This window comes from Mycobacterium syngnathidarum (assembly GCF_001942625.1).
In the GTDB taxonomy this organism is placed as follows: Bacteria; Actinomycetota; Actinomycetes; order Mycobacteriales; family Mycobacteriaceae; genus Mycobacterium; species Mycobacterium syngnathidarum.
In genome coordinates this window covers 86773-109423 of record NZ_MLCL01000024.1, presented here as the reverse complement: position 1 = coordinate 109423, position 22651 = coordinate 86773, and the positions used below count along the sequence as shown (strand labels likewise).

Here is a 22651-nt window from a genome sequence, read left to right as displayed (position 1 = left end):
AGTCCAGGCCAACTTATCGATGCAGCCAGCACTAGGGACCCGTTTGCACCCCAATTTGGTGAGTGAGTACTCTCTCACCATGTCATCCGGAAGGGATCGGCTCTTGGCCACAGCGCTGAAGCTGTTCGCCGCCAAGGGGTACGCCGCGACGTCGGTGGCCCATATCCAGCAGGCCGCCGGCCTGGCACCCGGCTCGGGTGCGCTCTACAAACACTTCGGCTCCAAACGCGAGCTGTTGGAGGCCGCGGTGTCCCACCGCATCGACGCCATCGTGAGCGCCCGCGAGCAGTACGACGCCGGCAATCCCAAGTCGGTCGAAGAGGCGGTGCGCAGCGCGGGGCAGTTGATCTGGACGAACCTGACCCAGAGTGAGGAGCTGCTGCGGGTCATGTTGCGCGAGCCCGATGAGCTCGGCGAGCTCGATGAGAAGACCTGGCAGATCATCACCGACAACGCCTATCAGCGGTTCGCCGACGAGTTGGCGGCGTCCAATCGGTCGGGCCGCTTCCAGATCCCGGATCCAGAGGCCACCGCAGCGGTCGCCATCTCCGGGTTGTCCTATGCCGCGACCCTTCAGGCGCTGACCGGACGCTTGCCGGGCAACGTCGACCACGAACGCTTCTTCGAGGCCTGGGTCACCCAGACCGTCAGCATGATCAATCAACACCGCTCTCAAACCAACTGATCCCCAATCTATTTCAGGAGCCAACCGTGACGTTCTCCATGCAACTCAGCGACGATGTGATCGAGGTCCGCGACTGGGTGCACCAGTTCTCTGCCGACGTGGTGCGTCCCGCAGCGGCCGAATGGGACGAGCGAGAAGAAACGCCGTGGCCGGTCCTCCAGGAGGCCGCCAAGGTCGGGCTGTACTCCCCCGAGTTGTTCGCTCAGCAGACCGCCGAGCCCACCGGGCTCGGCATGCTGACCGTGTTCGAGGAGCTGTTCTGGGGAGACGCGGGGATCGCGCTGTCGATCCTGGGTACAGGCCTGGCCGCAGCAGCCTTGGCGGGCAACGGGACGCCCGAACAGATCGGCACCTGGTTGCCGCCGATGTTCGGCACTCCGGGAGACCCTCAGCTGGGGGCGTTCTGCTCATCGGAGCCCGATGCCGGGTCTGACGTCGGCGCCATCCGTTCCCGCGCCCGCTTCGACGAGGCGACCCGCGAATGGGTGCTCAACGGCACCAAGACCTGGGCCACCAACGGCGGTATCGCCAACGTCCACATCGTGGTGGCCTCGGTGTACCCCGAGCTGGGCTCCCGCGGACAGGCCACGTTCATCATCCCGCCGGGCACTCACGGCATGAGCCAGGGACAGAAGTTCAAGAAGCACGGGATCCGGGCATCACACACCGCAGAGGTGGTGCTCGACAACGTCCGGCTGTCCGAGGATCTGATCCTGGGCGGGCGGGAGAAGTTCGAGGCCCGCATCGCGCGAGTGAAGTCCGGGGCCTCGGCCGGCGGCCAGGCCGCGATGAAGACCTTCGAGCGCACCCGGCCCTCGGTCGGTGCCATGGCGGTCGGTGTGGCCCGCGCGGCCTACGAGTACGCCCTCGACTATGCCTGCCAACGTGAGCAGTTCGGTCGCAAGATCGGCGAGTTCCAGGCCGTCGCGTTCAAGCTCGCCGACATGAAGAGCCGGATCGACGCCGCACGGTTGCTGGTGTGGCGGGCCGGCTGGATGGCGCGCAACAACCAGCCCTTCGACAATGCCGAGGGATCGATGGCAAAGCTGGTGGCCAGCGAGACCGCTGTGTACGTGACCGATGAAGCCATTCAGATCCTCGGCGGTAACGGCTACACCCGCGACTACCCGGTGGAGCGGATGCACCGCGACGCGAAGATCTTCACGATCTTCGAAGGCACCAGCGAGATCCAGCGCCTGGTGATCTCCCGGGCCATCACCGGCCTGTCGATCCGGTAGGCATTCAGCGGCTACTTCCCGTTGCGCTCGCGGTGCTTGCATCCGGGCCAGCAGCACGGACGCCGCTGCCCCTCCTCCAACTCTTCTTGCGTCCGACGGATCCGTCGCTCGCGCGTGACCTGCTGCTTGGCGTCCTCGACCCAGCAGATGAACTCGTTGCGCGCGAGCGGCGTGATGTCTTTCCAGGCTTCCAACGCCGTCACATTGCCGATCAAGGCTTCCCGCAGGTCGGCCGGCAACTTGTGGACCACTCCACCGGGCACGCGTTGACCAGTCATGAGGCCAGGTTAGGCGGCGCACCGCAGCAACACACTTGCGACGCGACATTGCCCTTACCGTGACCTTAAAAGGGTCTTATTTTTCTTAGAGTTGCGGTACGGTGGGTGCTCAGGGCGGTCATCCGCCTCGGCAGTGACGGAAGGAACCCGACATGCAGCCTGCAGCAGCCACCCGGATCGCTCTCGTCACCGGCGCATCGCGGGGTATCGGCGCCGACGTCGCTCAGCAGCTCGCCGGTCCGGACACCCACGTCGTCGTCAACTACCGCGAGAACGCCAAACGCGCCGACACGGTCGTCGACGAAATCCGCCGCGCGGGCGGTCGCGCCTCCACGCTCGGCGCCGACATCTCCGACGAAGCCGCCGCCACCGCGATGATCGAGCGGGTGGGCCGCGAATTCGGCCGCTTGGACGTCCTGGTGCTCAACGCATCGACCGGGCTTCAGCTCGGATCCGATCCGGGCTATGCGATGCGACTGAACCGCGACGCGCAGCGTCGCCTGGCCAAGCTGGCCCTGCCGCTGATGCCGGTGGGCGGTCAAATCGTGTTCGTCACCAGCCACCAGGCACACTTCTTCCCCAACAAGGCCGTGCCGAAGGGCTATGCCACGATCGCCGCGAGCAAGCGGGCCGGTGAGACCGCGCTCTATGCGATGCGCTCCGAATTCGACCGGCGGGGAATCGATTTCACCGTGGTTTCCGGCGAGGTGATGTCCGACCGCGAGCTGGCGACCACGATCGTGCGTGCCGCGTCGGCTCCGTACCCGTCGGGCATCGTCTACGTCGGCGGGCCTGACTTTCTCTGCCAGATGTCGGCCTGACACATAGCGAACCTATTGCGAACCAGAAAGATTCACCTGTAGCTGGTCGCGAACGGCAGTGCCGAGCGCGCTCGTCGTCGCCGATCCACCCATGTCGGGTGTGAGGATGTCACCCCCACGCGCCAGCACGTCCTCGACGGCTTTGACGATCGCCGCGGCGGCATCGCGCTCACCCAGGTGGTCGAGCATCAACGACGCACTCCATATCTGCCCGATGGGATTGGCGATTGCCCGTCCGGCAATGTCTGGTGCGGAGCCGTGCACCGGCTCGAACAGGCTCGGAAAACGTTGTTCCGGGTTGATGTTTCCGCTGGGGGCGATGCCGATCGTGCCGGTGCACGCAGGCCCCAGGTCCGACAGGATGTCACCGAAGAGGTTGCTCGCGACGACGACGTCGAACCAGTCGGGATGCAGCACGAAGTTCGCCGCGAGGATGTCGATGTGGAACTTGTCCACCTGGATGTCGGGGTATCGCTCGCTCATTCGCTCGACGCGTTCGTCCCAGTACGGCATCGTGATCGAAATGCCGTTGCTCTTCGTAGCGGAAGTCAGATGCTTGTCGGGCCGACGTCGGGCGAGCTCGAACGCGTACTTGAGGATCCGGTCGACGCCGACGCGGGTCATCACCGTCTCTTGCACCACGGTCTCGCGATCGGTGCCCTCGAACATCTTGCCGCCGATACTCGAGTACTCACCTTCGGTGTTCTCCCGGACCACGACGAAGTCGACGTCGCCGGGTCCGCGGCCGGCAAGCGGACTTTTCACCCCGGGCATCAGCTTGACCGGACGTAGATTGACGTACTGGTCGAAATGCCGACGGAACTGCAGCAGGCTGCCCCACAACGAAATGTGGTCGGGCACAACGTCGGGCCAGCCGACGGCGCCGAAGAACACCGCATCGAAGCGGCTGAGTTCGTCGAACCAGCCGTCGGGCAGCATGGCGCCGGTGTCGGTGTAGTACTCCGCGCATGCGTAGTCGAATTGCTCATAGTCGATGGCGAAATCGAAGGCGGCGGCCGCCGTCTCCAGCACCTTGAGCCCCTCGGGCATTACTTCCTTGCCGATACCGTCGCCCGGAATCACTGCGAACCGGTGGGTGGTGGTCATTTCGCCACACTACTTCCAGGGACTCGACGCCGACGGACAAGCGAGGGGCGCCCAGGTAGACGTCCCTCGCTTGCGTCGTGCGTCGTGCGTCAGCGGCCGTTGCCGAAGACCGGGGTGACGGCGCCGGTGCTGGCGTGCTGCTGGATGTCGTGCACCCACTGGTGATGGGAGACGTCGGCTTGCGCCGGGGCGGCCAGGCCGACGATTGCGGCGGCGAAACCAGTGGCGATCATGCTCGCAAAACCAAACTTCTTCATGTCGAAGCCCTTCTGTCTGGGGCGTTCGAGCCGTGGCGTGAGTGTCGCGGTTCGGACGTCTGTCCTCCGGTTCGGGGAATTCCTACCCGGTCTGACCTGCACAACACGCAGGTCAGCGCGGTTAATTCCGATGGCAGAAATTGAGCGGCGGTTGGCAGCAATGGCCTTGGTGTGCCGATTTCTCCGTACCGGCCGTGGCCCTTCGCGCGAAGCAACCCTGCAGTGGAAACCGGCGCTCGTTCACCCCTTCCCAGCGCCCCCACTGAGTACTACATTCGGTAGTAGTCGATACCTAGGGGGCCCGATGCGGTGGCGGGGAGTCAGTCATGTCGAGTTCGCGGTCTTGGACTACGACGCGTCGATAGCGTTCTACGACGCGATGTTCGGTTGGCTGGGGTTCAGCAGTTTCTCCTCACTGAACATGGAGTACCAGTCGATCTACTACATGACGCGATTCCTCAACCCCCACAGCTACATTGGCATCCAACCGGCGCGCACCGGCGGCAAGCTCACCCATTCCGAGCAGTCCGTGGGAATCAATCACGTCGCGCTGTGGGCCCGAAACCGCAAAGAAGTCGACCACTTTCATCGTGGCTTCCTGATTCCCCAGGGATTCCGGGTCACCGACGAACCGCGGGATTACCCCCAGTATTGGCCCGGCTATTACGCGGTGTTCTTCGACGACCCGATCAACGGCATCCATTGGGAGCTGGCCTGGGTGCCGAAAGTTCCCAGCCCACGGCAGGTCTGGTCGTTCTACCGAGCAATGCGGACCTTCGGCAAGCAGCGCCCGGACCTGGCGCGCACGGTGCCCGGCATCACCCTGCAAGCGATGCGCGCCCTGCCTGGGAAGTGAGGCTCCTAAGCCAGAGCCACGCCCAACTCATGGGCGAACACCTTGATCATGTGCTGAACCGCAATTTCGTTGCGGCCGATGATCATGTGGTCGTGCTGACCGTGCCGGACACCTTCACCGCATTGCGGGAGCAGGGCGAAATCCTCGTCGCGCACCGCGGCATGGACGCCTTCGTAGACGGCGTCATAAGCCGCCCGCATGTCGTCATTCGTCGCCGGGATGCGACCCATCCAGCTGTGCCGGACCGTGCAGCGGGTCGGCTCCCCCTCCGGCAGCATGTCGATCATCTCTACGCCGACGGGGCTGTTCGCGAGAATGAGGTTCGGGTAGACCCAGTAGATGACGCCCATGTTGGCCGAGGGGTCGAATGCGGCACTCGGATCTTCGGCAAGATTCTTGATCCAGTTGAACGGGAATCCGATGCGGTGGTGCCTGCCGAATTCGTCGTAGATTGCGGTGTTGGGCAGGGTGTTCTGCCCGATCAGGCTCTCGCCGTGCACGAACGGGAAGTGGTAGCCCTCCGCGAACGCCTCGAGTGCACCCTTCCACGACACCTCTGAGGAGAATTCGCGATCGGTGTGGTAGCCGTAGTCCTGGTAATTCCATTGCGCCAGTTCTGGACCGAGCGCTCCGAGGTGGCCGTCGAGGTCAATCGACGCATCCGCGGTCAGGACCGCCCAGACGAACCCGTAACGCTCCTCCGACGGCAGTTCCACCAGGCCGTACTCCGCCGGGTCCATCGTGTCGAAACCGGCCTTACCCGGAACCATGAACAGCTCGCCGGTGTTGCGGTAGGTCCACGCGTGATACGGGCACACAAAGCGGGACGCATTGCCTGACCCGCAGGCCGGCATCGCGCCGCGGTGGCGGCAGTAGTTGAGGAGAACATGGCTGGCGCCGGTGCGGTCGCGGGTGACCAGCAGCGAGTCCCCGAGCACCGAGCGGACAACGAAGTCGTTCTTCTCCGCGATCTGGGTCGACGGCACGATCGCCAGCGGCACCCGGCGCAGGATCTGGGATTCCTCGATCTCGGTGATCTTCGGATCGCGGTAGTAGTGCAAGGGCACCTTCAGCACCGCCTCGGCCATATCCGTCGTCCCCTCGACGGCGTGCCGCAGGGCACGGCGGGTCAGTTCCTCATCAGTGCTGCTAACTGGGCTGACAGTCATAATTTGACCATACAATTGTCACTTACTGTATTGTCAAGATCTCAGCGTCTTTCGTGCGACGATCAACGGATGCGCAGGCACGGCTGGTCGGGAGACATTCCCGCCGACGACGACGAAGCCGTCAGCCGCATCATCGGCACGGCCCGCCAGGCGATCGACGCGCGCGGCACGGTGAGCGTGTCCGAGGTGGCGCAGGCCCTCGGGGTGACGCGACAGACCGTCTATCGCTACTTCCCGACTGTCGAGAGCCTCATGGCTGCCACGGCCGTCTCCTCAGTGGACGGCTTCCTCGATCGGCTCGCAGCGGAACTGGGCTCGATCACCGATCCCGGCGAAGCCGTCGTGGAGGGCATCGCCTACACCACCGAACAGATCCCACACGACCGTTACCTCAGCCTGGTGTTGCACCCCGGCAAGGCCAGCGCGTTTACCGCCGGCGTAACCTCGGATCTCGCCATCGAATTCGGCAAGTCGATCCTGAAACGTTTCGACATCGACTGGGCTGCAGCCGGATTCGATGATGAAGTATTCACTCAGCTCGTCGAGTTCATGCTGCGGACCCTACAGTCATTCATCATCGACCCGGGCGGGCCGTCACGACACGACACCGGTTTGCGCACCTACCTCTGGGATTGGGTCGCACCGGCCGTTGCCGCACATGCCGTTTAGAGCGTCGCACCACCCTCGAAGCAGGTGGTGGCACCACCGACCCAGACCGATCCATCGGATTCAGCCACCACACTGATCTCGCCGGCCTTGCCCAGCCTCGGCTGGTCGTCAACCCGACGAACTGCAGGAACCGACTGGAAGATTCGCGATTCGACCCCGGGGGCTCATCAGCCGGGCTCGATCACCAATTTCCGGCTCAAGGCGCGATCAGGTGATCTAGACATTGCCATCGTTCCATCGCAAGGGCCAAAAGTCCCTCGCCGTTGGAGCCCTAGAACCATCGTCGCGATCGACTTGGGCTGCCAGAATGGACGCGTGACGACGCTTCTCCTACTGGCCGGCTTCCTCACCGCATGGCTCCTGACGGGTCTGATCGCAGGCATCTGGATTGTCCGTCGTGGCCACGACAAGACATGGATCGCAATTGCCGCTGTATTGGGTCCACTGTTCGTCCCAATTGCGGCCGAGCGTGTCGAGCACGGATCGCGGCTCGCCAATCCAGGATCACAGGAGCCACCGCCCCCACGCGATGCGCAGCCATCTGGAGTGCGGTTGCTCGTTGGGCTGGACGGCTCGCCCGCAGCACAACGTGTGCTGGACACTGCAGTGAGCCTGTTCGGACGCCAGTCCGAGATGATCGTGCTCGCACGGGTTGTGTACTACGAAGCCAGCGAATTCCCGCACCATCGCGCGCTCGGCGAGGCGACCGAGGAACTCGCCAACTCGGCGGCGCTTCTTCGCCGCCAAGGGATTCCGTGCTACACCGAGATCCTCACTGGCCCTCCGGCAGCCACGTTGGGCCACTTCGCCGAAAGCTACGATGTCGATGCGATCGTCATAGGCCGGCAGGGCCGCGGACTGACCAAACGGCTTCTGGGCAGTGTGGCGACCGAGCTTACCGAACACTGCGCCGTACCCATCATGATCCTGGCGCCCGGCCGCGGCGAACCTACGCCGGTCCCGCGCGACCACCCTCTGCAGAAGTGATATCCCCGATCCACTGCAGTTCCTCGACACAGATGTTGCGGGCAAGCCGTTGCATGGCAACGTCATCGAAGGCTTCGCCGTCGAGCACGACCGACGGGGTTGCCGCGGTGCGGGGTTCGCGAGAGCACGTTGACCCGGGCGAATGCACGACGCCGGGGGCATGGTCGTCTCACCTCTGAACGAGCGCGGCAACGTATGCCAGTATCCGCCGGCGCAGGCGTACGCTCACCCACGTGGTCGATCTCTCGTATGTCATCGCCGGATCCGAAGCCACCGGCGGCGCCGGTTTGCAAGCTGACCTGCGCACTTTCCAGGAGCTCGGCACCTACGGCATGGGCACGGTGACGTGCATCGTTTCGTTCGACCCCAACGCGAACTGGGGCCACCGGTTCGTACCCGTCGATCCCCGGGTGATCGCCGATCAGATCGAAGCGGCGACGTCGGCCTATGACCTCGACGTCGTCAAAATCGGCATGCTCGGCACCCCGGCGACCATCGACGTCGTCGCAGAGGCCCTCGCCGGCCAGCCCTGGCGGCACATCGTCGTCGACCCTGTTCTCATCTGCAAAGGGCAGGAACCGGGCGCCGCGCTCGACACCGACACCGCACTGCGCCGTCAGATCCTGCCACTGGCCACCGTCGTCACCCCGAACCTGTTCGAGGCCCGCACCCTCGCCGGGATGGATTCCATCAACTCGATCGATGACCTGATCGAGGCCGCCCGACGCATTGCCGATCTGGGACCCGCGCACGTCCTTGTGAAGGGCGGGGTCGAGTTTCCCGGCGACGACGCTGTCGACGTGCTCTTCGACGGCAGCGACGCCGAAATCCTGCGCGCACCGAAGGTCGGACACGCTCGCGTCGCCGGAGCCGGATGCACTCTGGCAGCAGCGATCACGGCCGCGCTGGCCAAGGGCGCCGGCGTCTCCGAGGCAGTGCGCCTGGCCAAGGACTTCACCACCGCCGGCATCGTCCAGCGGATCAGCGGCAACGCGCCGTTCGACACCGTGTGGCAGGGTGCGACTCGCTGAGGTCAGGTCGCCTCACCAGGCCGCCTCGTCCAGGGAGTCCAGCTGCGGCGAAACCGCCTCCAGCCCCACTGTCATCGTGTCGTGGTCACGCAACCCACCGAACGACAGCCCGGTGAGCCGTTCGATGTCGGCAACGGATTTCTGGAACATCACCACTTTGTCTATGTCGGTGAAGGATTCGGTGTCGGCTCCGAAGGCCGCATCGAGCGCCGCGTTCTGATCGGCCAGGAATGCCGTGGCGCGCAGATCGCCGTCTTGGGCACTGACCCGGACCACGATCTTCCAGAACTGCCGTGGCACAAGGACTCCCCGGTACAGCGGGTCACGGTCACCGAATACCGGCCCGGTGACGACGGTGATCTGGCGCTTCTCGGCGTCGGCGTTGTCGAGGGCGTAGTTTTCGATCTTGGCCCAGAGGTGTTGATTGAAGGCCGAGATCTGCGGGCAGCAGTTGGCGAAGTGGAACGTGTCGTCGGCAGCCCGTTTGGCGGCGACGGGACTGCCCCACGCCGGATCGAGGCGGCGCACCATATGTCCGCGATCGAACAAGCGTGGCTTCTGCCGTTCGAATACGTCCTGGTCGAGCTGCTGTTCGGACCGCAGGCGCGAGTCGGCGTACCAGGTTTCGGCGGCCTCGACCTCTCCCGTCGTTCGGTTGATTTTCCGCAATCGGCGGCCATCGATGTTGACGATGGTGAACAGCGGCATTCGCCGATCCGCCCGGATGACGAGGCTGAAGTGGTGGTAGCGCAGCACCACGTTGGCCGACGACCGTTTGAGCCCCTTCGGGAGCGCACACACCGCCAGCAAGTTCGTCGGGATAGACGGAATTGCAACGGCTTTGGACATAAAGTCCGGGTGGTAGCCGGAGCGGTTGCCGTAGTCAGGGTTGGGCGCATCATTCCGTTCGAGGACACCAAGCTGGCCGGTGCCCGCAGCACCACCACTGATCGCGCCCGTTCCTGCCGGCGGGGTGGCGGTAGCCGGCGGATTGAGCGCTTCGGCCAGCAGATCCCTCAACCTGGAGGGTAATTGGTCGTGGCGGGCGCGGAGCGCGTCGACGATGGCGCTGATCCTGATGCCCTCATTGCAGTCCTCCGGCACGGGCTTACCGTCTTCGAGCTCGGTGTCGTTATGGCCGCCACCGGCGTGATGCAGCGCGACCAGATTGAATTGGTCGTTGAACACCGGGCTGCCGCTGGAGCCATGCAGGGTGTCTGCGGCGTAGTAGAGGGTGATGCCCTTCTTACCGCGGCCGATGACCCTGTTCTCACGCAATGCGATCTGCTTGTAGTCGGCGTCGGGGTGTTCGATGATCGTGACGTGGTCACCTTCGGCGTGCTTGTCCTTCGCCGATGACAGTGCGGTCCAACCGAACTCGGCCAGCTTGCCCGCGCCCGCAGTGCGGGATCCGACGGCGATCAGCGATACGTCGAGTTCGGTTTCGTCACTGGTCCAAAAGAAGGTTGCCGGATCGAGTCGAAACTCCGTGACGGCTGCGGGCACGTCATCGATGTCGAGTTGGTAATTGAACTGGATCGAGGTCGACGCGGCGTTCTGCGCATCCGCGATGACGTGATTGTTGGTCATGAACAGCCGCGGCGACACCATGACCCCGGTACCGAGTGGCCGACGCTTGCCATCGATGACCCGTGCCACCGCCTGAGCCGATACCCTGGCCATCTCGACGTAGTAGATGGGCACGAAATCGGTCGTCGGGCCGATGATCTTTCTCAACTCACCGTGCACCTGCGGTTTGACCAGGGCGGCGACCTTGTCCTTGCCGGACTGTGGAAGGTTCTTGAGCAGATCGAGGTCACCGTCGACGACCTTGCTGATCTGAGTCGACGTCAGGTCGCCTGCGGTGATCGCGGTGATGCGGCGAACCAACCGGCCGTGGTCAGGCTCCATGAAGATCGACATGACAGCTACCTCGCGTGGGTGGGGATATCGCTACACCCAGTCTTTTCCTGCCACGGTTCGGGCACACGCGTAGACGACTACTCGATTCGAGCCGGCTATCTGAGCGCCAGTCTCTGACAGCGCTCGCTCGCATGAGCTAGCGTGCCAACTCTGGTCGACTCCGGAAAGGCAATGCCATGTCCGCTTACAGCCATCCGCACTCGTTGGACGGCCACGCCGTGATCGTCACCGGCGCGGCCCGTGGTGTCGGCAAAGGCATCGCCACCGCTCTGCTCTCCCGCGGTGCCCGCGTACTGGTGACCGACATCCTCGATGATGTGTTGGCAAACACCACAGCGGAATTCGCCGAGGCCGGGTTCGATGTCGCGTCTGTGGTGGCAGACCTACGTGAAGCTGACAGCGCCCAGCGCATCGTCGGCGCCGCACTCGAGGCATTCGGCACGGTGAACGGACTGGTCAACAACGCCGTGGCCAGCGCCGGACCGATCCCGTTCGCCGACATCCCGGCCGAGGAGTACGAGCAGGTCCACGACACGGGCCCGCGGGCGACGTTCCGGCTGATGCAGGCAATTCACCCGGTCATGGTGAAAGGCGGCGGCGGATCGATCGTCAACCTCGGTTCGGCCGCGGGCACGGTTGGTACGCACTCTTTCGGGGCGTATGCCGGCGCCAAGGAAGCCATTCGCGGCATGTCCAAGGTGGCCGCACTGGAATGGGGCGTCGACCGGATCCGCGTCAACGTGGTCTGCCCGCTCGCCGAAACCGACGGCCTGAAAGTGTTGCGCGACATGGCACCCAAACAGTACGACGCGGTGGTCCGAAGCACCTCACTCAAGCGAATCGGGGATCCCACCACCGACATCGGTGCTGTTGTCGCGTTCCTGATCGGCGACGACTCCACCTACCTCACCGGGCAGACGCTGCTCGTGGACGGCGGGGCCGGCTCCTTCCGGTAATTGCCAATCCCCGCCTAACCGCAGGTCACCCTTGTAGGTTCGAGTTTGCCGATCAAAAGCACGAGCCAATAAGGAGGAATACCAATGACGAAACATTTCGGGAGCTCGTTCTCCCGCCGCACGTTCATCCGCGGTGCCGCCTTGACGGTTCCCGTCGTCGGCGCGGCCGTAGTGGCACCTGTTGCCTTGGCAGCACCGCAGGAATGCGGTGATCCGGCAGGCAAGCTCGGCAATTGCGCGGCCCAACTGCCGCAGGAATTCACCTCGACGAGTTTCAGCACGACCGCGATCGTCGGCGGCACGAACTACTCAATCCTGTTCAGCACCAACATCAGACGCGGGCCCCTCATCCCCGGCGGTACCACCGGCTACCGGATCAGAAGCGTCAGCGTCTCCGGCAACAAGCTCGACGGCACGCCGTTCTACCTCACACCGGGCATCGGTGAAGCCGGCCCACGGTTGCTCAATGCCCTGTCCGCGTCGTCGTTGGGGTTCGCCCTCGATGTGCCTTGGAATCCGAGTCAGCTCGTGCGGTCGTTTCTGTACACCTATGACGTCGAGTTCCTCACGGGCCTGACGGTGAATCAGACCTGCCGCTACACGACCACGATGACGCTCGCCGACAACGGGATGACGCTCGGCGGTGTCGGGTCGGTCAAGTTCTCCACACCGATGCTCGCCGAGTGCCAGGCGGCGCCACCGCCCCAGTAGGCCTCGGCAACTAGCCGTGTGCCTTGCGGACCAGGTCGATGGCGTACTGGTTGACGAAGGTTCCCGCCGACGCTTCGCCCGTGCCACAGGCGCCGTCCGACTCGCCCGGCCGCTTGACCCAGAGGAAGGCGTCGACGTTGCCGTTCCCGGTTGCCGTGGTCGGCGCCGCGCCGAGGGCCCGACCGCTCGGGTTGCACCAGTACATCTCGCCGTCAGCCGGCCCGGCGCCGTTACGCGACGTGTCGATGACGTAGGGCTTGCCACCCGTCTGTCCCGAAATCGCGTCGCCGTATCCGACTTCCTCTTCGGTGGTGAAGAAGTTGGCGGTGTTGAGGCTGAAACCGCGCGCCTTGGCCACCCCGACCCGGTTCAGCCGGTTGGCCATTTCGTCGGCGGCCACCCACCGGGAGTGACCCGCGTCGACGTACACCGCGGTGCCGGGATTGCGGGTCAGCGTGTCCACCGCGTAGCTCATCAGGTTGTAGCGTTCCTCGCGCTGATCACCCGACAGACAGTCGGCCATGGCGAGCGCATCGGGTTCGAGGATGACCGCTGCCGGACCACCGCCGATGGCCGCCGCCACACCGTCGATCCAACCCTTGTAGGCCGCGGCCGATCCGAATCCACCCGCGGCGTAGCTTCCGCAGTCACGGTGCGGGATGCCGTACAGCGCCAGGATCGGCATGGTGCCGGCGGCCTGCGCCGCAGCGATGTACTTCGCATCGACGGCCGGGCTGGAGACGTTGTCCATCCAGTAGGCCGTCGGGGTGTTGGCGATCGCCTGCAGCTCAGGGCTTGGGTCGGCTTGCGCGGCGCGCATGGCCTTCGAGGAGGGGTTGACGTAGAACGAGTGCCCCTCGAGCGGGTTGCCGTCACTGGCCAGGCGCACCATGGGCGCCGACTCGGCAGCCAGACCCGCGCCGACCACGGCGGCAACTGTCAGAAAGGGGACGATCAACCGCGCGACTGCGCCAGCAGCTGAGGACATCACCTCAGGGAAAGTAATGGGACGACGCGAAATGCGCCAGTCACTCCCCCACGAGCGTTTGGGTGTAGAAGCGCATCCGCTCGCGCAACTCGTCCGGGACGATGCCGAATTCCTCGGGCCGGTACCGGTGTTTACCTTTCCCGTCGCGGGGCTGGGTGCGGTGGTGCTCGGCGAGCATCCCCGCGATGTCCGGCGGCTCCATCTGGGCCGCGGCGTAGATGCGACGTACCGTCGTCTCGGGGTCGGCAACCAGGTCGGTGTACTGAATGTCGAGCCAGGTGACGGTGGATTCCGAGGCACGGGCGGCGACGGCGCGGCGCAGCCACAGTTCGGTCTGCTCGGTTTGGAACCGGCCCACGTCCGCGCCGTCCACGTGGTCGCTGTAGGTGGATCGGTACGTGGCGAACAGGCTCGCCCCCGAGGTGACCGTCTCGACGATGTCGCGGTGCAACTGCACGACGCAGGCGCCCGGATACGTCGCGGCCACGTGGCGGAGTTCGGCGGTGTGCGCCGGGGCCTTGAGGACCCAGCGACGGCTGTCGCCGGCATCGAGGATCTGCAACATCCGCCGGTGCCGGGCGTACTCGTCGGCGAAGTCCTGGCCGGCCAGCCAGTTCGCGTAGCTGTCCAGGCGCGTGGTGGCGGCGAAACCCCAATTGCGCAGGGTGGTGCCCATGCCGAGCACGCATTCCTCGGGCAGGTCTGGCCCGGAGTCGTGCACGATCGCCATCGCCGGGTTGAGCACATGCAGCAGGTATGGGCCGGCGGCGGCCTCCGCGAGGCGCCGCGAGCGCTCGTCAGCGTCGAGATCGCCGGACAGCCGCCAGGGCGCACCCAACTCGGCGGGCAGCGGTGCCCGCAGCCGGGGATCACGGTCGAGCAACCGGAACAAGAAGGTGGTACCAGTGCGCCAGCCCCCGGTGATGATGATCGGAGGTCGCAGCGGCCGGTGCTCGGCCGCGGGGTGCTCGTGGAGATATCGCGCGATCGACACCCGGGCGGCCAGCCGGCTGGCCGCTGTCCGCTGGGCGGTGAACGCGCCGAGTGCGTTGAGGCGGCCGTCCTCCTCGGCCGATGCGAGGTACTGCTGCAGACCGGGACGCCATTGGTCGGGGTCACCGAGCACACCGGCACCCGTACGGCGAGTCCCGCGATCGATGACGATGTCCACCGCGTCCGTCCCGAGCCGGTAGCGGTCAGGACGTGCGGCCCGGTCCTGCTCGGCCGCCGCATACGCCGCGAGTGCCTCGGGTGTACGGGCCGGCGCGGACCAACCGGTCATGAGCGCTCCGCCAGGTCGGCGATGCGGACGACGCGCGTGGACGGCAGCGCCGGTTGCTGCTCGGGTTGCAAGAACCGCATGACGACGATGCCGAATGCGCGTCCCTCACTGTCGATCCAATCGCCGGCGGCCGGGCCGGGGTCGGTGGCCGAGACCACGAACCGGTAGCGCCCGCCGTCGAGGTGGGCGGTGGCACCGGTGTAGGAGACCTGCCGATGGCGGTAGTCCAGCGAGTTGAGAAATCTGCTGTACGCCAAGATGTTCCAGTACCGGCACGGCACCAGATCGCCTTCGATGAGCAGTGCTTCGTCGGGTTCCAACTGCCAGCCGCCGCGCACATATTGGATCGCCGGTTCGGTGAACACCGCGCCACCGGTCATCTCGCTCCAGTGGCGCAGCTGGTTCGGTGTCTGGTGGTCCGCGGAGGCGGCGGCATTCCAGATGCGGGGCAGGTGAGTTATCACGGCCGATACCTTGGACAGCTGCTTGCCGAACCTCACCGACTCGATCGGTGCGGGGATCGGAGGCACCTCGACCGGTTCGATGCCACACCACCCGGGCCGCTCGGTCTGCACTCCCTCGTGGAAGTGGCGCACCCAGACCACCGTGGCTCGCTCCGGCAGATCGAGCCAGTCCCCGGTCGGCGGCCGATCGCCGCCGACCGCCAGCTCGTAGCCGCCATCGGCGCCGAAAGCCATGGTGTCACTGTCGATCCGGGCGGTTGCCTGGGCCCCGTTCTCGCCGGTGCCGTAGACCGTGATCGACACATACGCCGCGTCGCCGCGATTACCGCGGATCCGGTAGCGACCGTCGGGGCGAATATCGGCGACCCAGTACCGGAAGTCGGGATTGTCCATCAGGAACTTCTGACGCCAGCCGTTGAATGCGACGAGTTCCGGTTTGTCGCGGTCGACTTCAAAGCGCCCCAGTTGGTTGGACAGGCCCCGCAGCAAGGCCCGGTAGCCGTCGGCGCGTTCAGACTCCGGCAGACCCGCGGTATCGGAGGCGAGTTGTTCACCGGCCGTGCGTAATCCGTCGACGAACGCGTTCCAGGCGTCGACCTCGGCGCGGGGCTCTTCTGCACTGCTCGCCACGGCTTGCCTCCCCAATTCCGGAAGCATGTGCTTCCGGAATTGGATCGTGCCCGTTAAGCTCGCGGCATGTCAAGGGCGTACCGCGGCCAAGGCGCCGACGCACGATCGGCGGAGCGCCGCGCCCGTCTGTTGCAGGCAGCCGTTGACCTGATCGGCACTCAAGGGGTGTCCGCGATGACCATGCGCGCGGTCTGCCGGGAGGCCGAACTCAGCCAGAAGTTCTTCTACGAAAGCTTCACCGACACCGACGATCTGCTCCGCGCGGTCTACCGCAGCACCTTCGAGCACGCCCGCGACGTCATCGGTGCCGCAAGTGACGCGGCGTCCGACCTGCCCGCACGAACACGTGCCGGCGTGCGAGCCGCGGCACAACTCGTCACCGACGATCCCCGCATCTGCCGAATCTTGTTGGTAGAACCCATAGCCGACCTCGGGCTGCGACAGTTTGTGCGCGACACCATCGGCGCACTGACGGGTGGTGCGGCGGTTGCGGCCGGCCGGGCCGACGCGGCGTCGGCACCGGTGAAGATGCAATACGCCACAGTCTTCGGCGCAATCATCTCGCTGTTCATCGAGTGGACCGAGGGCAACCTCGGGTCAGACCAAGAGATGTTCGTCGATCACGTGACGACCATGCTGTTGTCATCACCCCTGTTCGGCAACGACGTTCAGGCGGTCCCGCCATCGGCGCCCAACTAGCAGGTCAGAGCCCTACGCTGACGGCACGGCTTCCTGTTCGACGGCGTGTTCTGCGGCCCGCCGCCCCGAGAACACGCAGTCCGCGATGGACAGCCCACTGACGTACGAATTGACGCACAATCCGATTGCCGTGCGCCCCGCCGCATAAAGTCCTGGGATCGACTGTCCCCCAGGCATTTTCACCGCTCCGGTGACTTCATCGACGACCAGGCCCCCGAGGGTGAACATGGGGCAAGGGTTGATCAGGCTGCGCTTGATGGATATCGCGATCAGTGAGAATGGCCCCTGTTCAACAGGTTTCACGTACTCGGCTGGCTTTCCCATCGGATCGGGCAATCCCGCCGTGGCCGCCGCGTTGTGGGCCTCGACGGTGGCGCGCAAACCGGCCGGATCGACGCCGGCTTTGGCCGCCACGTCCTCCAAGGTGTCTCCGACCACCCGGTCGGTGCGCAACATCGCTTCCATCTGCAGGCGCTGAAACCAGATGGCCTGCTCGGGAAGTTGGGCGCGCGCCTGCCTGAGCAGACCGTCGTCGGCCAGGATCCAGCCACGGCCGCCGTGGTCTTGGATCATGGCGTGTCCGACGGCCGCGCCGTAGCGGGTCTCGTCGATGAATCGTTGCCCTCGTTGATCGACCACGAGCGCACCCAGGAACGCGCTGGGCGGGGTGATGAACCGCCAGGCCGAGACGTTGTCGAGGCGGTCGACGGCCGCACCGACGTCGGCGGCCAGCGTGATCCCGCTGCCGTCGTCCCCGGTGGTGCCGAGCTGCAGTCCGTCGCGGTAGTCGGGCGCGTGCTCGGCGATCCAATCCCGATTCGCGATATACCCACCCGCGCTGAGAATGACTGCCTTGCGCGCGTGAATGTCGACGGTGCGGGCGTAGCGCCGTTCCAGCCGGTTCAGCAGCTTTTCCATCGCGGCCCGCAATGGCGGGTAGTAGATGCCCGGTTTGATCGCGAGCTCGGCGTATGCGCGGTAGCGATGCTGGACCCACGCCGGCGCATCGGCCAGTGTGCTGGCCCGCACGCCGACCACCCGGCCCTCGGAGTTGGTCAGCAGTGCGACGGCACGGGTGTGGAACTGCGTGCGTACCCCGCGGGCAGCCGCCGACTCGGCCAGCGGTTGATAGATCTTCTTGCCCGAGGCTCCCGGCCCTTTGGCCCGGTGACCGCGCTGGGCCGGCGGCGTGATCGCGCGGAAGCGTCCGGAGTTCTCACTGCCCGAGTAGTACAGGTAGTACTTGTTGTTCGGGTAGGACGTCTTGTACGGGCACACTGACGCCTCGAACGGCACGCCGTGTTCGGTGAGCCAGTCGATCATCGCCGGGCTGGTGTCGACGAAACGGCGCAGCGTTTCCGGGCGGACGGCATCCCCGATCTCGGCCTGCAGGTAGGCGTACATCGCGTCGGCGCTGTCATCGACGCCGGCCTGGCGCTGCACCCAGGTCCCGCCTCCGGCATAGATGATTCCGCCCGACACCTGAGTTGCACCGCCACCATTGAATCGGTCGATGGCCAGCACATCGGCGCCTCTGGCCCGCGCTTCCAGCGCAGCGCAGACGCCCGCAGCTCCGTATCCGACGACGAGAACGTCCACTGTGCGCGCGCCTGTCATGGCTCTCCCTGAAACGATTGACCATCGAACTTGAACTCCTAGTTTGTACTCAAAGTACAAACTCTGCGCAAGGACACTCGTAGACTGCGCTGGTGGCTCAACAGACCGGGCGAAAAGTGCCCCCTGCGGTGGCCGAGAAGCTGTACTCCGCGACTGACCTGATTGCCGCTCGCGGGCTGGCCAAGACCAAGATCGAGGACATCGCTACGGCATCAGGCGTTCCGAAAGCGACGCTCTACTACTACTTCAAGGGCAAGGACGACATCCTTGCCTTCCTATTCCGGGACGCCCTCGACGCGCTGGCCAGCGACGTTGCCGCGGCCGCCGATGCCCCCGGGCCGGGCAGGCAAAGATTGGCCGCAGTAATCCAAGTGCAGGTCGCCCACACCATGAACCGCCCGGGCACCGCCCAGGCACTCGTCGGGGATCTGGGGCGTGCGATCCGACTCCCCGAGCTCGCATCGGCCGTTCAAGAGGTGTTCTACGAACCCATCGCCCGAGTGCTCCGCTCCGGAGGCGCCGACGGCTCACTGCGCAACGTCGCCGACCCGGACAGCGCCGCGATCACCATCTTCGGCGCCATCATGATGACCGCGGTGCTGCACAACGTCATCAATTCCGAGAAGACGCACGACAAAGTCGCCGACGAGGTCATGCACCTCATCGAGAACGGGCTCGCGCCGTCGAGTTGATCCGTCAGACATGATGAAGCACATGAGCCACACACGGACCAGATCCGAACACCCACGCACCTCGATTGCTCTCGCGGTGGTGCTGGCCCTGCTGGCAACGGTTCTGGCGTGGGGCCCCGGCGTCGGTCGTGCGTACGCGGCCGAAGCCACCCCGGCCGGGAATGTGCTGTCCATCGGCGATCCCGCCGCACCGGGCCAGATCGAGCTGTATCTGGATCCGCTCTGCCCGTACAGCGGAAAGATGGTCCGCGAGCAGGGCGCCGAGATGGGCCGGCGCATCGAAGACGGCAAGCTCCACATCAACCTGCGTCTCGTCAATTTCCTCGAAAAGTACTCGGCGAGTGGCACTTACGACAGCCGGGCGATCTACGCCGCGTTCATCGTCGCCGATCACTCGAAATCCAGCGAGGTCACATGGCAGTTCATCGAGCAGATCTTTTCCGCCGAGCAGCAGCCGCAGGAAGAAGGCCCGACCGATCTGAGCAACGAGCAGCTCGCCGGCTTGGCCGATCGCGCCGGTGCGCCGCCCTCAGCGCAGGACATGATCAAGCTGGGGCTTCCCATCCCCTTCGACGGACACCTCATCGCCGCCAACAACCTGCCGCTGCTGCGGGCACTCCCCGACTCCGGGGTGCCGATGGTGGTCATCGACGGGGAATCGCTCGACGGAAACTCCGACTGGCTCGATCGACTACCGCGCTGATCATCCATTGCTAGTCCAACTAGACTAAGTCCAGTAGGCTGGGCTCCATGTCGACGGTCAATGTCCACGACGCGAAGACACACCTGTCGCAACTGCTCACCCGCGTGGAGAACGGCGAGAAGATCACGATCGCGCGGGCCGGCAAACCGGTAGCGGACCTGGTCCCGCACACCCGCGTCGACATCGCCTTCGGCGGGCTGGCCGGACAATTCGATTACGACACCGAACACTTCGATGACGTCGACACCGACCTCAACACGTTGTTCGGCCTCGAATGAGGGGGCTGCTGCTGGACACCCACGTCCTGCTCTGGCTGCTCGAAGACAGCGCAAGGTTGGGAACCGAGGCACGGGGTCTCATCGCACAAAGCCCTGCGGTGTTCGTGTCCGCGGCCAGCACCTGGGAGCTGAGCATCAAGGCGGCGATCGGCAAACTCGCCCTGCCCGACGGCCTTGACGATGCAATCGGTCGCTCCGGCTTGCAGAACCTTCCCATCACGCGACGCCACACCCTCGCTTCGGACCTCACCGCGCTACCGCACAAGGATCCTTTCGACGCGATCCTGCTCGCCCAGGCGACCGTGGAGGGGCTCGCGCTGCTCACCGCCGACGCGAAACTACTGGCGGCGGTAGCCGAAGCCGTCGACGCCAGGAAGTGAGAGGCGGATCGTCAACCGCGCTGACTATCGCGGCGTCCCAATTGGCGGCAATGAACCGACGGCCTCGAGCTGACCCTGCTGGGCGGCGAGGGTGTCGGCGAGGAACGTGCGGGCGATGCGCAACAGCTCGGCGATCTTCGGATGGGCGAGGGTGTAGTACACCGCGTTACCGACGCGGTGCCCGCTGACCACGTGATGGCGTTTGAGGACCGCGAGATGCTGAGACAGCAGGGTCGGTTCGATGTCGGTGGAAGCCAGGATCGCGCTGACCGGCGTCGGCCCCTGGCTCACCGACAATATCTCCAGCACCCGGATCCGTGCGGGGTGTGCCAACGCCTTGAACAGGTTGGCTTTGATCTCGTACAACGGCCGCTCGGGACCTCCCAGAACGCTGTCGGTCACTACTGCCCCAATGATTGACGGATTGATGAAATTCGCAATCCATCATAGCGAGCGCTACCCTTCAGCGATGCCCACCGGCCAAGCCCCACGCACCAAACCGGGCCCACTGCAGTACATCGGGTACTGCTACGGCAAGCGGCTACCCGATTCGATGCGCGACTGGGTGGCCAAGGACCTGGCAGGCCCCGGAGCCACCATTCGGATGATGGTCCGCGTCGCGATCCCCGCGATCCTGGTTCTGGCGCCGATCTGGTTCATCCCGATGTCGCTCTATCTGCACGCCAGCATGACGGTGCCCATCTTCATCCCTTTCGTGTACTTCTCTCACGCGCTCAACAAGGTGTGGCGTCGTCACATGCTCGCCAAACACGGCCTCAACCCGGGCCTCGTCGACGAGTTGTCGCGCAAGAAGAACGCCCACATTCACCAGGCGTACGCCGAACGCTACGGGCCCCGCACCGGGCCGAGCAGCAGCCACGACGTCTGATTCGGCTACGGCTGCAGGGTGCACAAGGTGAGCGCGAAAGCCGGCACGACGGCCGTCGCGATCACGATGAGCGTCATCGCCAGGGTCGATGGGCGCCACCAGATCGCTCGCTGAGGTTGCAAGAGCCGGGTGACCCGGGCGGCCACCGCGGTACCGGCGACGGCCAGCACGCCATCAGGAACACGGCCCCGGGTGCTCAACGCGACCAGGCTGGCCAACAGCGGCTCCCGGCCATACCGGCGAGTGGCCGCGTCGTCGGCGCACATCTCCAGTAATGCCGGTACGGACTGCGCCGCCGCCCTCATCAGCGGCAGCCGCGGCAGCGCCGCAGCCAGGGTGTTGAGCAGGGCGATGACGTGATGATGGCGGCCACGCAGGTGCGCCCGCTCGTGGGCCAGTACCGCCGCGAGTGCGGGCGGCTTGAGCAATTCCAAGGCCCCGGTCGTGACGACGATCGCGCGTCGCCGGCCGCCGGACACGCAGTAGGCTGCGGGTTGGTCGGCCGTGATGGCGACGACGCCGTTGTGCTCGGTGGGCCGCCCGATGATCCGGACCGCTTCTGCGTGTGCTCGATTGGCGCGCCGCACCCCGCGCAGCGAGACCATGACGCGACGCACGGTGTGGATCGCCACCGTGCCAGTGACCGCGAGCAAGACCACCACCAGCGCCGTCGCCACGGTCGGCGGCAACGTCACCGCGCTGGCGATCCCCAGTGTCTCGACGCAGAACGTGAGCGCCGTGTGGGTGATCAGGCTGTGGGCGGCACCTGCGATCAGGATCGCCAACGCCGCCACCCACGCGAATGCCGCGGTGCCGACGGCGACCAGCCACCCCGCCACCGAAAGCCTGGGGTGGACGTTGGCCGAGAGCGGTCCGCTGAACAGAACGGGCGCCAGCCAGCTCAGCGCCACCGCATAGACGAGCAGAAACGTGACGGCGTTCATCGTGGCTGCTCCTCGGTGAACCGCTTGAGGGCCTGTCGGAGTTTCTTCGAGTCTTCGTCGACGATCTGCTCGAGGAAGAAGTTGAGGATCAGCTCGCTGTCGCCGCCGGATTCGAACACCGTGCGCATCAGCTGCGCGGAATGCTCCTCCCGGGTCATCACCGGCCGATAGCTGTACGCCAGGCCGATCTTTTCCCGCTCCAGCCAGCCTTTCCGGAACAGGTTGTCCATGGTCGACATGACCGTGGTGTAGGCGATCTGGCGCTGGGTGACGAGCTCGTCGTGCACGCTGCGCACCGTGGAGGGCTCCGCACGTGACCAGAGCACTTCCATCACTACAGCTTCGAGATCGCCAAATCCCTTTATTCCCATACCCATTACCGCTCGTGTTGGTGCGA

27 protein-coding genes are annotated in these 22651 nt (G+C 65.3%); 15 read left to right on the top strand and 12 right to left on the bottom strand.

Annotated features, from left to right (window positions below; all coding sequences use genetic code 11):
• The first annotated feature begins 79 nt into the window (after positions 1-79).
• Entirely contained in the window at positions 80-685 is a 606-nt protein-coding gene (locus BKG60_RS06675) for a TetR/AcrR family transcriptional regulator (RefSeq protein ID WP_070944978.1), read from the top strand.
• A gap of 26 nt (positions 686-711) precedes the next feature.
• Positions 712-1923, top strand: coding sequence for an acyl-CoA dehydrogenase family protein (locus BKG60_RS06670; protein WP_070944979.1), 1212 nt, complete (start codon positions 712-714; stop codon positions 1921-1923).
• An 11-nt stretch (positions 1924-1934) separates the two neighbouring features.
• Here BKG60_RS06670 and BKG60_RS06665 read toward each other — a convergent pair whose 3' ends face one another.
• A complete protein-coding gene (locus BKG60_RS06665) occupies positions 1935-2201 on the bottom strand; it encodes a YdeI/OmpD-associated family protein (protein ID WP_070944980.1) in 267 nt (88 codons plus the stop codon).
• A 152-nt stretch (positions 2202-2353) separates the two neighbouring features.
• On the opposite strand from BKG60_RS06665, the gene BKG60_RS06660 reads away from it, so the two are divergent.
• Positions 2354-3022 (top strand): SDR family oxidoreductase, encoded by a 669-nt coding sequence (locus tag BKG60_RS06660; RefSeq protein ID WP_070188595.1) that lies wholly within the window; start codon positions 2354-2356, stop codon positions 3020-3022.
• 12 nt (positions 3023-3034) lie between these two features.
• Here the strand turns inward: BKG60_RS06660 and BKG60_RS06655 are convergent, their stop codons facing one another.
• Positions 3035-4129, bottom strand: coding sequence for a tartrate dehydrogenase (locus BKG60_RS06655; RefSeq protein ID WP_070944981.1), 1095 nt, complete (start codon positions 4127-4129; stop codon positions 3035-3037).
• Positions 4130-4218: 89 nt separating this feature from the next.
• The gene (locus BKG60_RS31395) at positions 4219-4386 is read right to left on the bottom strand and encodes a hypothetical protein (RefSeq protein ID WP_120764836.1); all 168 of its coding nucleotides are present in this window, start codon (positions 4384-4386) and stop codon (positions 4219-4221) included.
• A 304-nt stretch (positions 4387-4690) separates the two neighbouring features.
• Between BKG60_RS31395 and BKG60_RS06650 the strand changes: the two genes are divergently transcribed.
• Positions 4691-5242 carry a VOC family protein gene (locus tag BKG60_RS06650; RefSeq protein ID WP_070944982.1) on the top strand — a complete coding sequence of 184 codons (552 nt, stop codon included), beginning with the start codon at positions 4691-4693 and terminating at the stop codon, positions 5240-5242.
• Between the two features lie 5 nt (positions 5243-5247).
• Here BKG60_RS06650 and BKG60_RS06645 read toward each other — a convergent pair whose 3' ends face one another.
• A complete protein-coding gene (locus BKG60_RS06645; protein ID WP_070944983.1) occupies positions 5248-6411 on the bottom strand; it encodes an aromatic ring-hydroxylating oxygenase subunit alpha in 1164 nt (387 codons plus the stop codon).
• 69 nt (positions 6412-6480) lie between these two features.
• Here BKG60_RS06645 and BKG60_RS06640 point away from each other — a divergent pair, with 69 nt between their 5' ends.
• The 3 genes from BKG60_RS06640 to thiD all read left to right on the top strand — a co-directional run bounded on the left by BKG60_RS06640 (position 6481) and on the right by thiD (position 9098).
• Positions 6481-7080 (top strand): TetR/AcrR family transcriptional regulator, encoded by a 600-nt coding sequence (locus BKG60_RS06640; protein ID WP_070944984.1) that lies wholly within the window; start codon positions 6481-6483, stop codon positions 7078-7080.
• Positions 7081-7104: 24 nt separating this feature from the next.
• On the top strand, positions 7105-8067 hold the full coding sequence (locus BKG60_RS06635) for a universal stress protein (RefSeq protein WP_083339261.1): 963 nt from the start codon (positions 7105-7107) through the stop codon (positions 8065-8067).
• A 233-nt stretch (positions 8068-8300) separates the two neighbouring features.
• On the top strand, positions 8301-9098 hold the full coding sequence (gene thiD / locus BKG60_RS06630) for a bifunctional hydroxymethylpyrimidine kinase/phosphomethylpyrimidine kinase (protein ID WP_070944986.1): 798 nt from the start codon (positions 8301-8303) through the stop codon (positions 9096-9098).
• Positions 9099-9110: 12 nt separating this feature from the next.
• Here the strand turns inward: thiD and BKG60_RS06625 are convergent, their stop codons facing one another.
• On the bottom strand, positions 9111-11021 hold the full coding sequence (locus BKG60_RS06625; protein ID WP_070944987.1) for a DNA/RNA non-specific endonuclease: 1911 nt from the start codon (positions 11019-11021) through the stop codon (positions 9111-9113).
• A gap of 176 nt (positions 11022-11197) precedes the next feature.
• On the opposite strand from BKG60_RS06625, the gene BKG60_RS06620 reads away from it, so the two are divergent.
• Together BKG60_RS06620 and BKG60_RS06615 are read left to right on the top strand one after the other, a co-directional pair.
• Entirely contained in the window at positions 11198-11977 is a 780-nt protein-coding gene (locus BKG60_RS06620) for an SDR family NAD(P)-dependent oxidoreductase (RefSeq protein ID WP_070944988.1), read from the top strand.
• An 84-nt stretch (positions 11978-12061) separates the two neighbouring features.
• Positions 12062-12688 carry a hypothetical protein gene (locus BKG60_RS06615; protein ID WP_070188586.1) on the top strand — a complete coding sequence of 209 codons (627 nt, stop codon included), beginning with the start codon at positions 12062-12064 and terminating at the stop codon, positions 12686-12688.
• A 10-nt stretch (positions 12689-12698) separates the two neighbouring features.
• Here BKG60_RS06615 and BKG60_RS06610 read toward each other — a convergent pair whose 3' ends face one another.
• The 3 genes from BKG60_RS06610 to BKG60_RS06600 are packed head-to-tail and all read right to left on the bottom strand — an operon-like array spanning position 12699 to position 16052.
• Positions 12699-13676: a glycoside hydrolase family 6 protein gene (locus tag BKG60_RS06610; protein WP_075909415.1), complete on the bottom strand. Its 978-nt coding sequence runs from the start codon at positions 13674-13676 to the stop codon at positions 12699-12701.
• 40 nt (positions 13677-13716) lie between these two features.
• A complete protein-coding gene (locus tag BKG60_RS06605; RefSeq protein ID WP_075909414.1) occupies positions 13717-14958 on the bottom strand; it encodes a sulfotransferase family protein in 1242 nt (413 codons plus the stop codon).
• Positions 14955-16052, bottom strand: coding sequence for a DUF1214 domain-containing protein (locus tag BKG60_RS06600; RefSeq protein WP_242671585.1), 1098 nt, complete (start codon positions 16050-16052; stop codon positions 14955-14957). Before BKG60_RS06600 ends, BKG60_RS06605 begins: the two co-directional genes overlap by 4 nt.
• Before the next feature lie 66 nt (positions 16053-16118).
• Here BKG60_RS06600 and BKG60_RS06595 point away from each other — a divergent pair, with 66 nt between their 5' ends.
• The gene (locus tag BKG60_RS06595; RefSeq protein ID WP_075909412.1) at positions 16119-16751 is read left to right on the top strand and encodes a TetR/AcrR family transcriptional regulator; all 633 of its coding nucleotides are present in this window, start codon (positions 16119-16121) and stop codon (positions 16749-16751) included.
• A 12-nt stretch (positions 16752-16763) separates the two neighbouring features.
• On the opposite strand, the gene BKG60_RS06590 is transcribed toward BKG60_RS06595, so the two are convergent.
• Entirely contained in the window at positions 16764-18386 is a 1623-nt protein-coding gene (locus tag BKG60_RS06590) for an FAD-binding protein (RefSeq protein WP_278247912.1), read from the bottom strand.
• Positions 18387-18460: 74 nt separating this feature from the next.
• Here BKG60_RS06590 and BKG60_RS06585 point away from each other — a divergent pair, with 74 nt between their 5' ends.
• The 4 genes from BKG60_RS06585 to BKG60_RS06570 are packed head-to-tail and all read left to right on the top strand — an operon-like array spanning position 18461 to position 20421.
• Positions 18461-19060, top strand: a complete 600-nt coding sequence (locus BKG60_RS06585) for a TetR/AcrR family transcriptional regulator (RefSeq protein ID WP_075909410.1) — start codon at positions 18461-18463, stop codon at positions 19058-19060.
• A gap of 22 nt (positions 19061-19082) precedes the next feature.
• Positions 19083-19763, top strand: coding sequence for a DsbA family protein (locus BKG60_RS06580; protein WP_075909471.1), 681 nt, complete (start codon positions 19083-19085; stop codon positions 19761-19763).
• 47 nt (positions 19764-19810) lie between these two features.
• Complete coding sequence (locus BKG60_RS06575; RefSeq protein ID WP_075909409.1) at positions 19811-20041, top strand: type II toxin-antitoxin system Phd/YefM family antitoxin; 231 nt, start codon at positions 19811-19813, stop codon at positions 20039-20041.
• Complete coding sequence (locus BKG60_RS06570; protein ID WP_075909408.1) at positions 20038-20421, top strand: type II toxin-antitoxin system VapC family toxin; 384 nt, start codon at positions 20038-20040, stop codon at positions 20419-20421. Before BKG60_RS06575 ends, BKG60_RS06570 begins: the two co-directional genes overlap by 4 nt.
• Positions 20422-20445: 24 nt before the next feature.
• On the opposite strand, the gene BKG60_RS06565 is transcribed toward BKG60_RS06570, so the two are convergent.
• Positions 20446-20823 (bottom strand): ArsR/SmtB family transcription factor, encoded by a 378-nt coding sequence (locus BKG60_RS06565; RefSeq protein WP_075909407.1) that lies wholly within the window; start codon positions 20821-20823, stop codon positions 20446-20448.
• A gap of 67 nt (positions 20824-20890) precedes the next feature.
• Here BKG60_RS06565 and BKG60_RS06560 point away from each other — a divergent pair, with 67 nt between their 5' ends.
• Complete coding sequence (locus BKG60_RS06560; protein WP_070188635.1) at positions 20891-21310, top strand: DUF5313 domain-containing protein; 420 nt, start codon at positions 20891-20893, stop codon at positions 21308-21310.
• A gap of 5 nt (positions 21311-21315) precedes the next feature.
• Here the strand turns inward: BKG60_RS06560 and BKG60_RS06555 are convergent, their stop codons facing one another.
• Together BKG60_RS06555 and BKG60_RS06550 are read right to left on the bottom strand one after the other, a co-directional pair.
• Entirely contained in the window at positions 21316-22254 is a 939-nt protein-coding gene (locus tag BKG60_RS06555) for a M56 family metallopeptidase (protein ID WP_075909406.1), read from the bottom strand.
• On the bottom strand, positions 22251-22625 hold the full coding sequence (locus BKG60_RS06550) for a BlaI/MecI/CopY family transcriptional regulator (protein WP_070188575.1): 375 nt from the start codon (positions 22623-22625) through the stop codon (positions 22251-22253). The genes BKG60_RS06555 and BKG60_RS06550 overlap by 4 nt, the downstream gene beginning before the upstream one ends.
• Between the last annotated feature and the right edge of the window lie 26 nt (positions 22626-22651).

What these genes read in the sequence shown, in the direction of transcription:
- BKG60_RS06575 (WP_075909409.1), top strand. Translation starts at nt 19,811, where the DNA reads ATGTCGACGGTCAATGTCCACGACGCGAAGACACACCTGTCGCAACTG.
- BKG60_RS06615 (WP_070188586.1), top strand. Translation starts at nt 12,062, where the DNA reads ATGACGAAACATTTCGGGAGCTCGTTCTCCCGCCGCACGTTCATCCGC.
- BKG60_RS06550 (WP_070188575.1), bottom strand. Translation starts at nt 22,625, where the DNA reads ATGGGAATAAAGGGATTTGGCGATCTCGAAGCTGTAGTGATGGAAGTG.
- BKG60_RS06640 (WP_070944984.1), top strand. Translation starts at nt 6,481, where the DNA reads ATGCGCAGGCACGGCTGGTCGGGAGACATTCCCGCCGACGACGACGAA.
- BKG60_RS06595 (WP_075909412.1), top strand. Translation starts at nt 16,119, where the DNA reads ATGTCAAGGGCGTACCGCGGCCAAGGCGCCGACGCACGATCGGCGGAG.
- BKG60_RS06605 (WP_075909414.1), bottom strand. Translation starts at nt 14,958, where the DNA reads ATGACCGGTTGGTCCGCGCCGGCCCGTACACCCGAGGCACTCGCGGCG.
- BKG60_RS06570 (WP_075909408.1), top strand. Translation starts at nt 20,038, where the DNA reads ATGAGGGGGCTGCTGCTGGACACCCACGTCCTGCTCTGGCTGCTCGAA.
- BKG60_RS06610 (WP_075909415.1), bottom strand. Translation starts at nt 13,676, where the DNA reads ATGTCCTCAGCTGCTGGCGCAGTCGCGCGGTTGATCGTCCCCTTTCTG.
- BKG60_RS06650 (WP_070944982.1), top strand. Translation starts at nt 4,691, where the DNA reads ATGCGGTGGCGGGGAGTCAGTCATGTCGAGTTCGCGGTCTTGGACTAC.
- BKG60_RS06620 (WP_070944988.1), top strand. Translation starts at nt 11,198, where the DNA reads ATGTCCGCTTACAGCCATCCGCACTCGTTGGACGGCCACGCCGTGATC.
- BKG60_RS06645 (WP_070944983.1), bottom strand. Translation starts at nt 6,411, where the DNA reads ATGACTGTCAGCCCAGTTAGCAGCACTGATGAGGAACTGACCCGCCGT.
- BKG60_RS31395 (WP_120764836.1), bottom strand. Translation starts at nt 4,386, where the DNA reads ATGAAGAAGTTTGGTTTTGCGAGCATGATCGCCACTGGTTTCGCCGCC.
- BKG60_RS06580 (WP_075909471.1), top strand. Translation starts at nt 19,083, where the DNA reads ATGAGCCACACACGGACCAGATCCGAACACCCACGCACCTCGATTGCT.
- BKG60_RS06665 (WP_070944980.1), bottom strand. Translation starts at nt 2,201, where the DNA reads ATGACTGGTCAACGCGTGCCCGGTGGAGTGGTCCACAAGTTGCCGGCC.
- BKG60_RS06675 (WP_070944978.1), top strand. Translation starts at nt 80, where the DNA reads ATGTCATCCGGAAGGGATCGGCTCTTGGCCACAGCGCTGAAGCTGTTC.
- BKG60_RS06655 (WP_070944981.1), bottom strand. Translation starts at nt 4,129, where the DNA reads ATGACCACCACCCACCGGTTCGCAGTGATTCCGGGCGACGGTATCGGC.
- BKG60_RS06555 (WP_075909406.1), bottom strand. Translation starts at nt 22,254, where the DNA reads ATGAACGCCGTCACGTTTCTGCTCGTCTATGCGGTGGCGCTGAGCTGG.
- BKG60_RS06625 (WP_070944987.1), bottom strand. Translation starts at nt 11,021, where the DNA reads ATGTCGATCTTCATGGAGCCTGACCACGGCCGGTTGGTTCGCCGCATC.
- BKG60_RS06660 (WP_070188595.1), top strand. Translation starts at nt 2,354, where the DNA reads ATGCAGCCTGCAGCAGCCACCCGGATCGCTCTCGTCACCGGCGCATCG.
- BKG60_RS06560 (WP_070188635.1), top strand. Translation starts at nt 20,891, where the DNA reads ATGCCCACCGGCCAAGCCCCACGCACCAAACCGGGCCCACTGCAGTAC.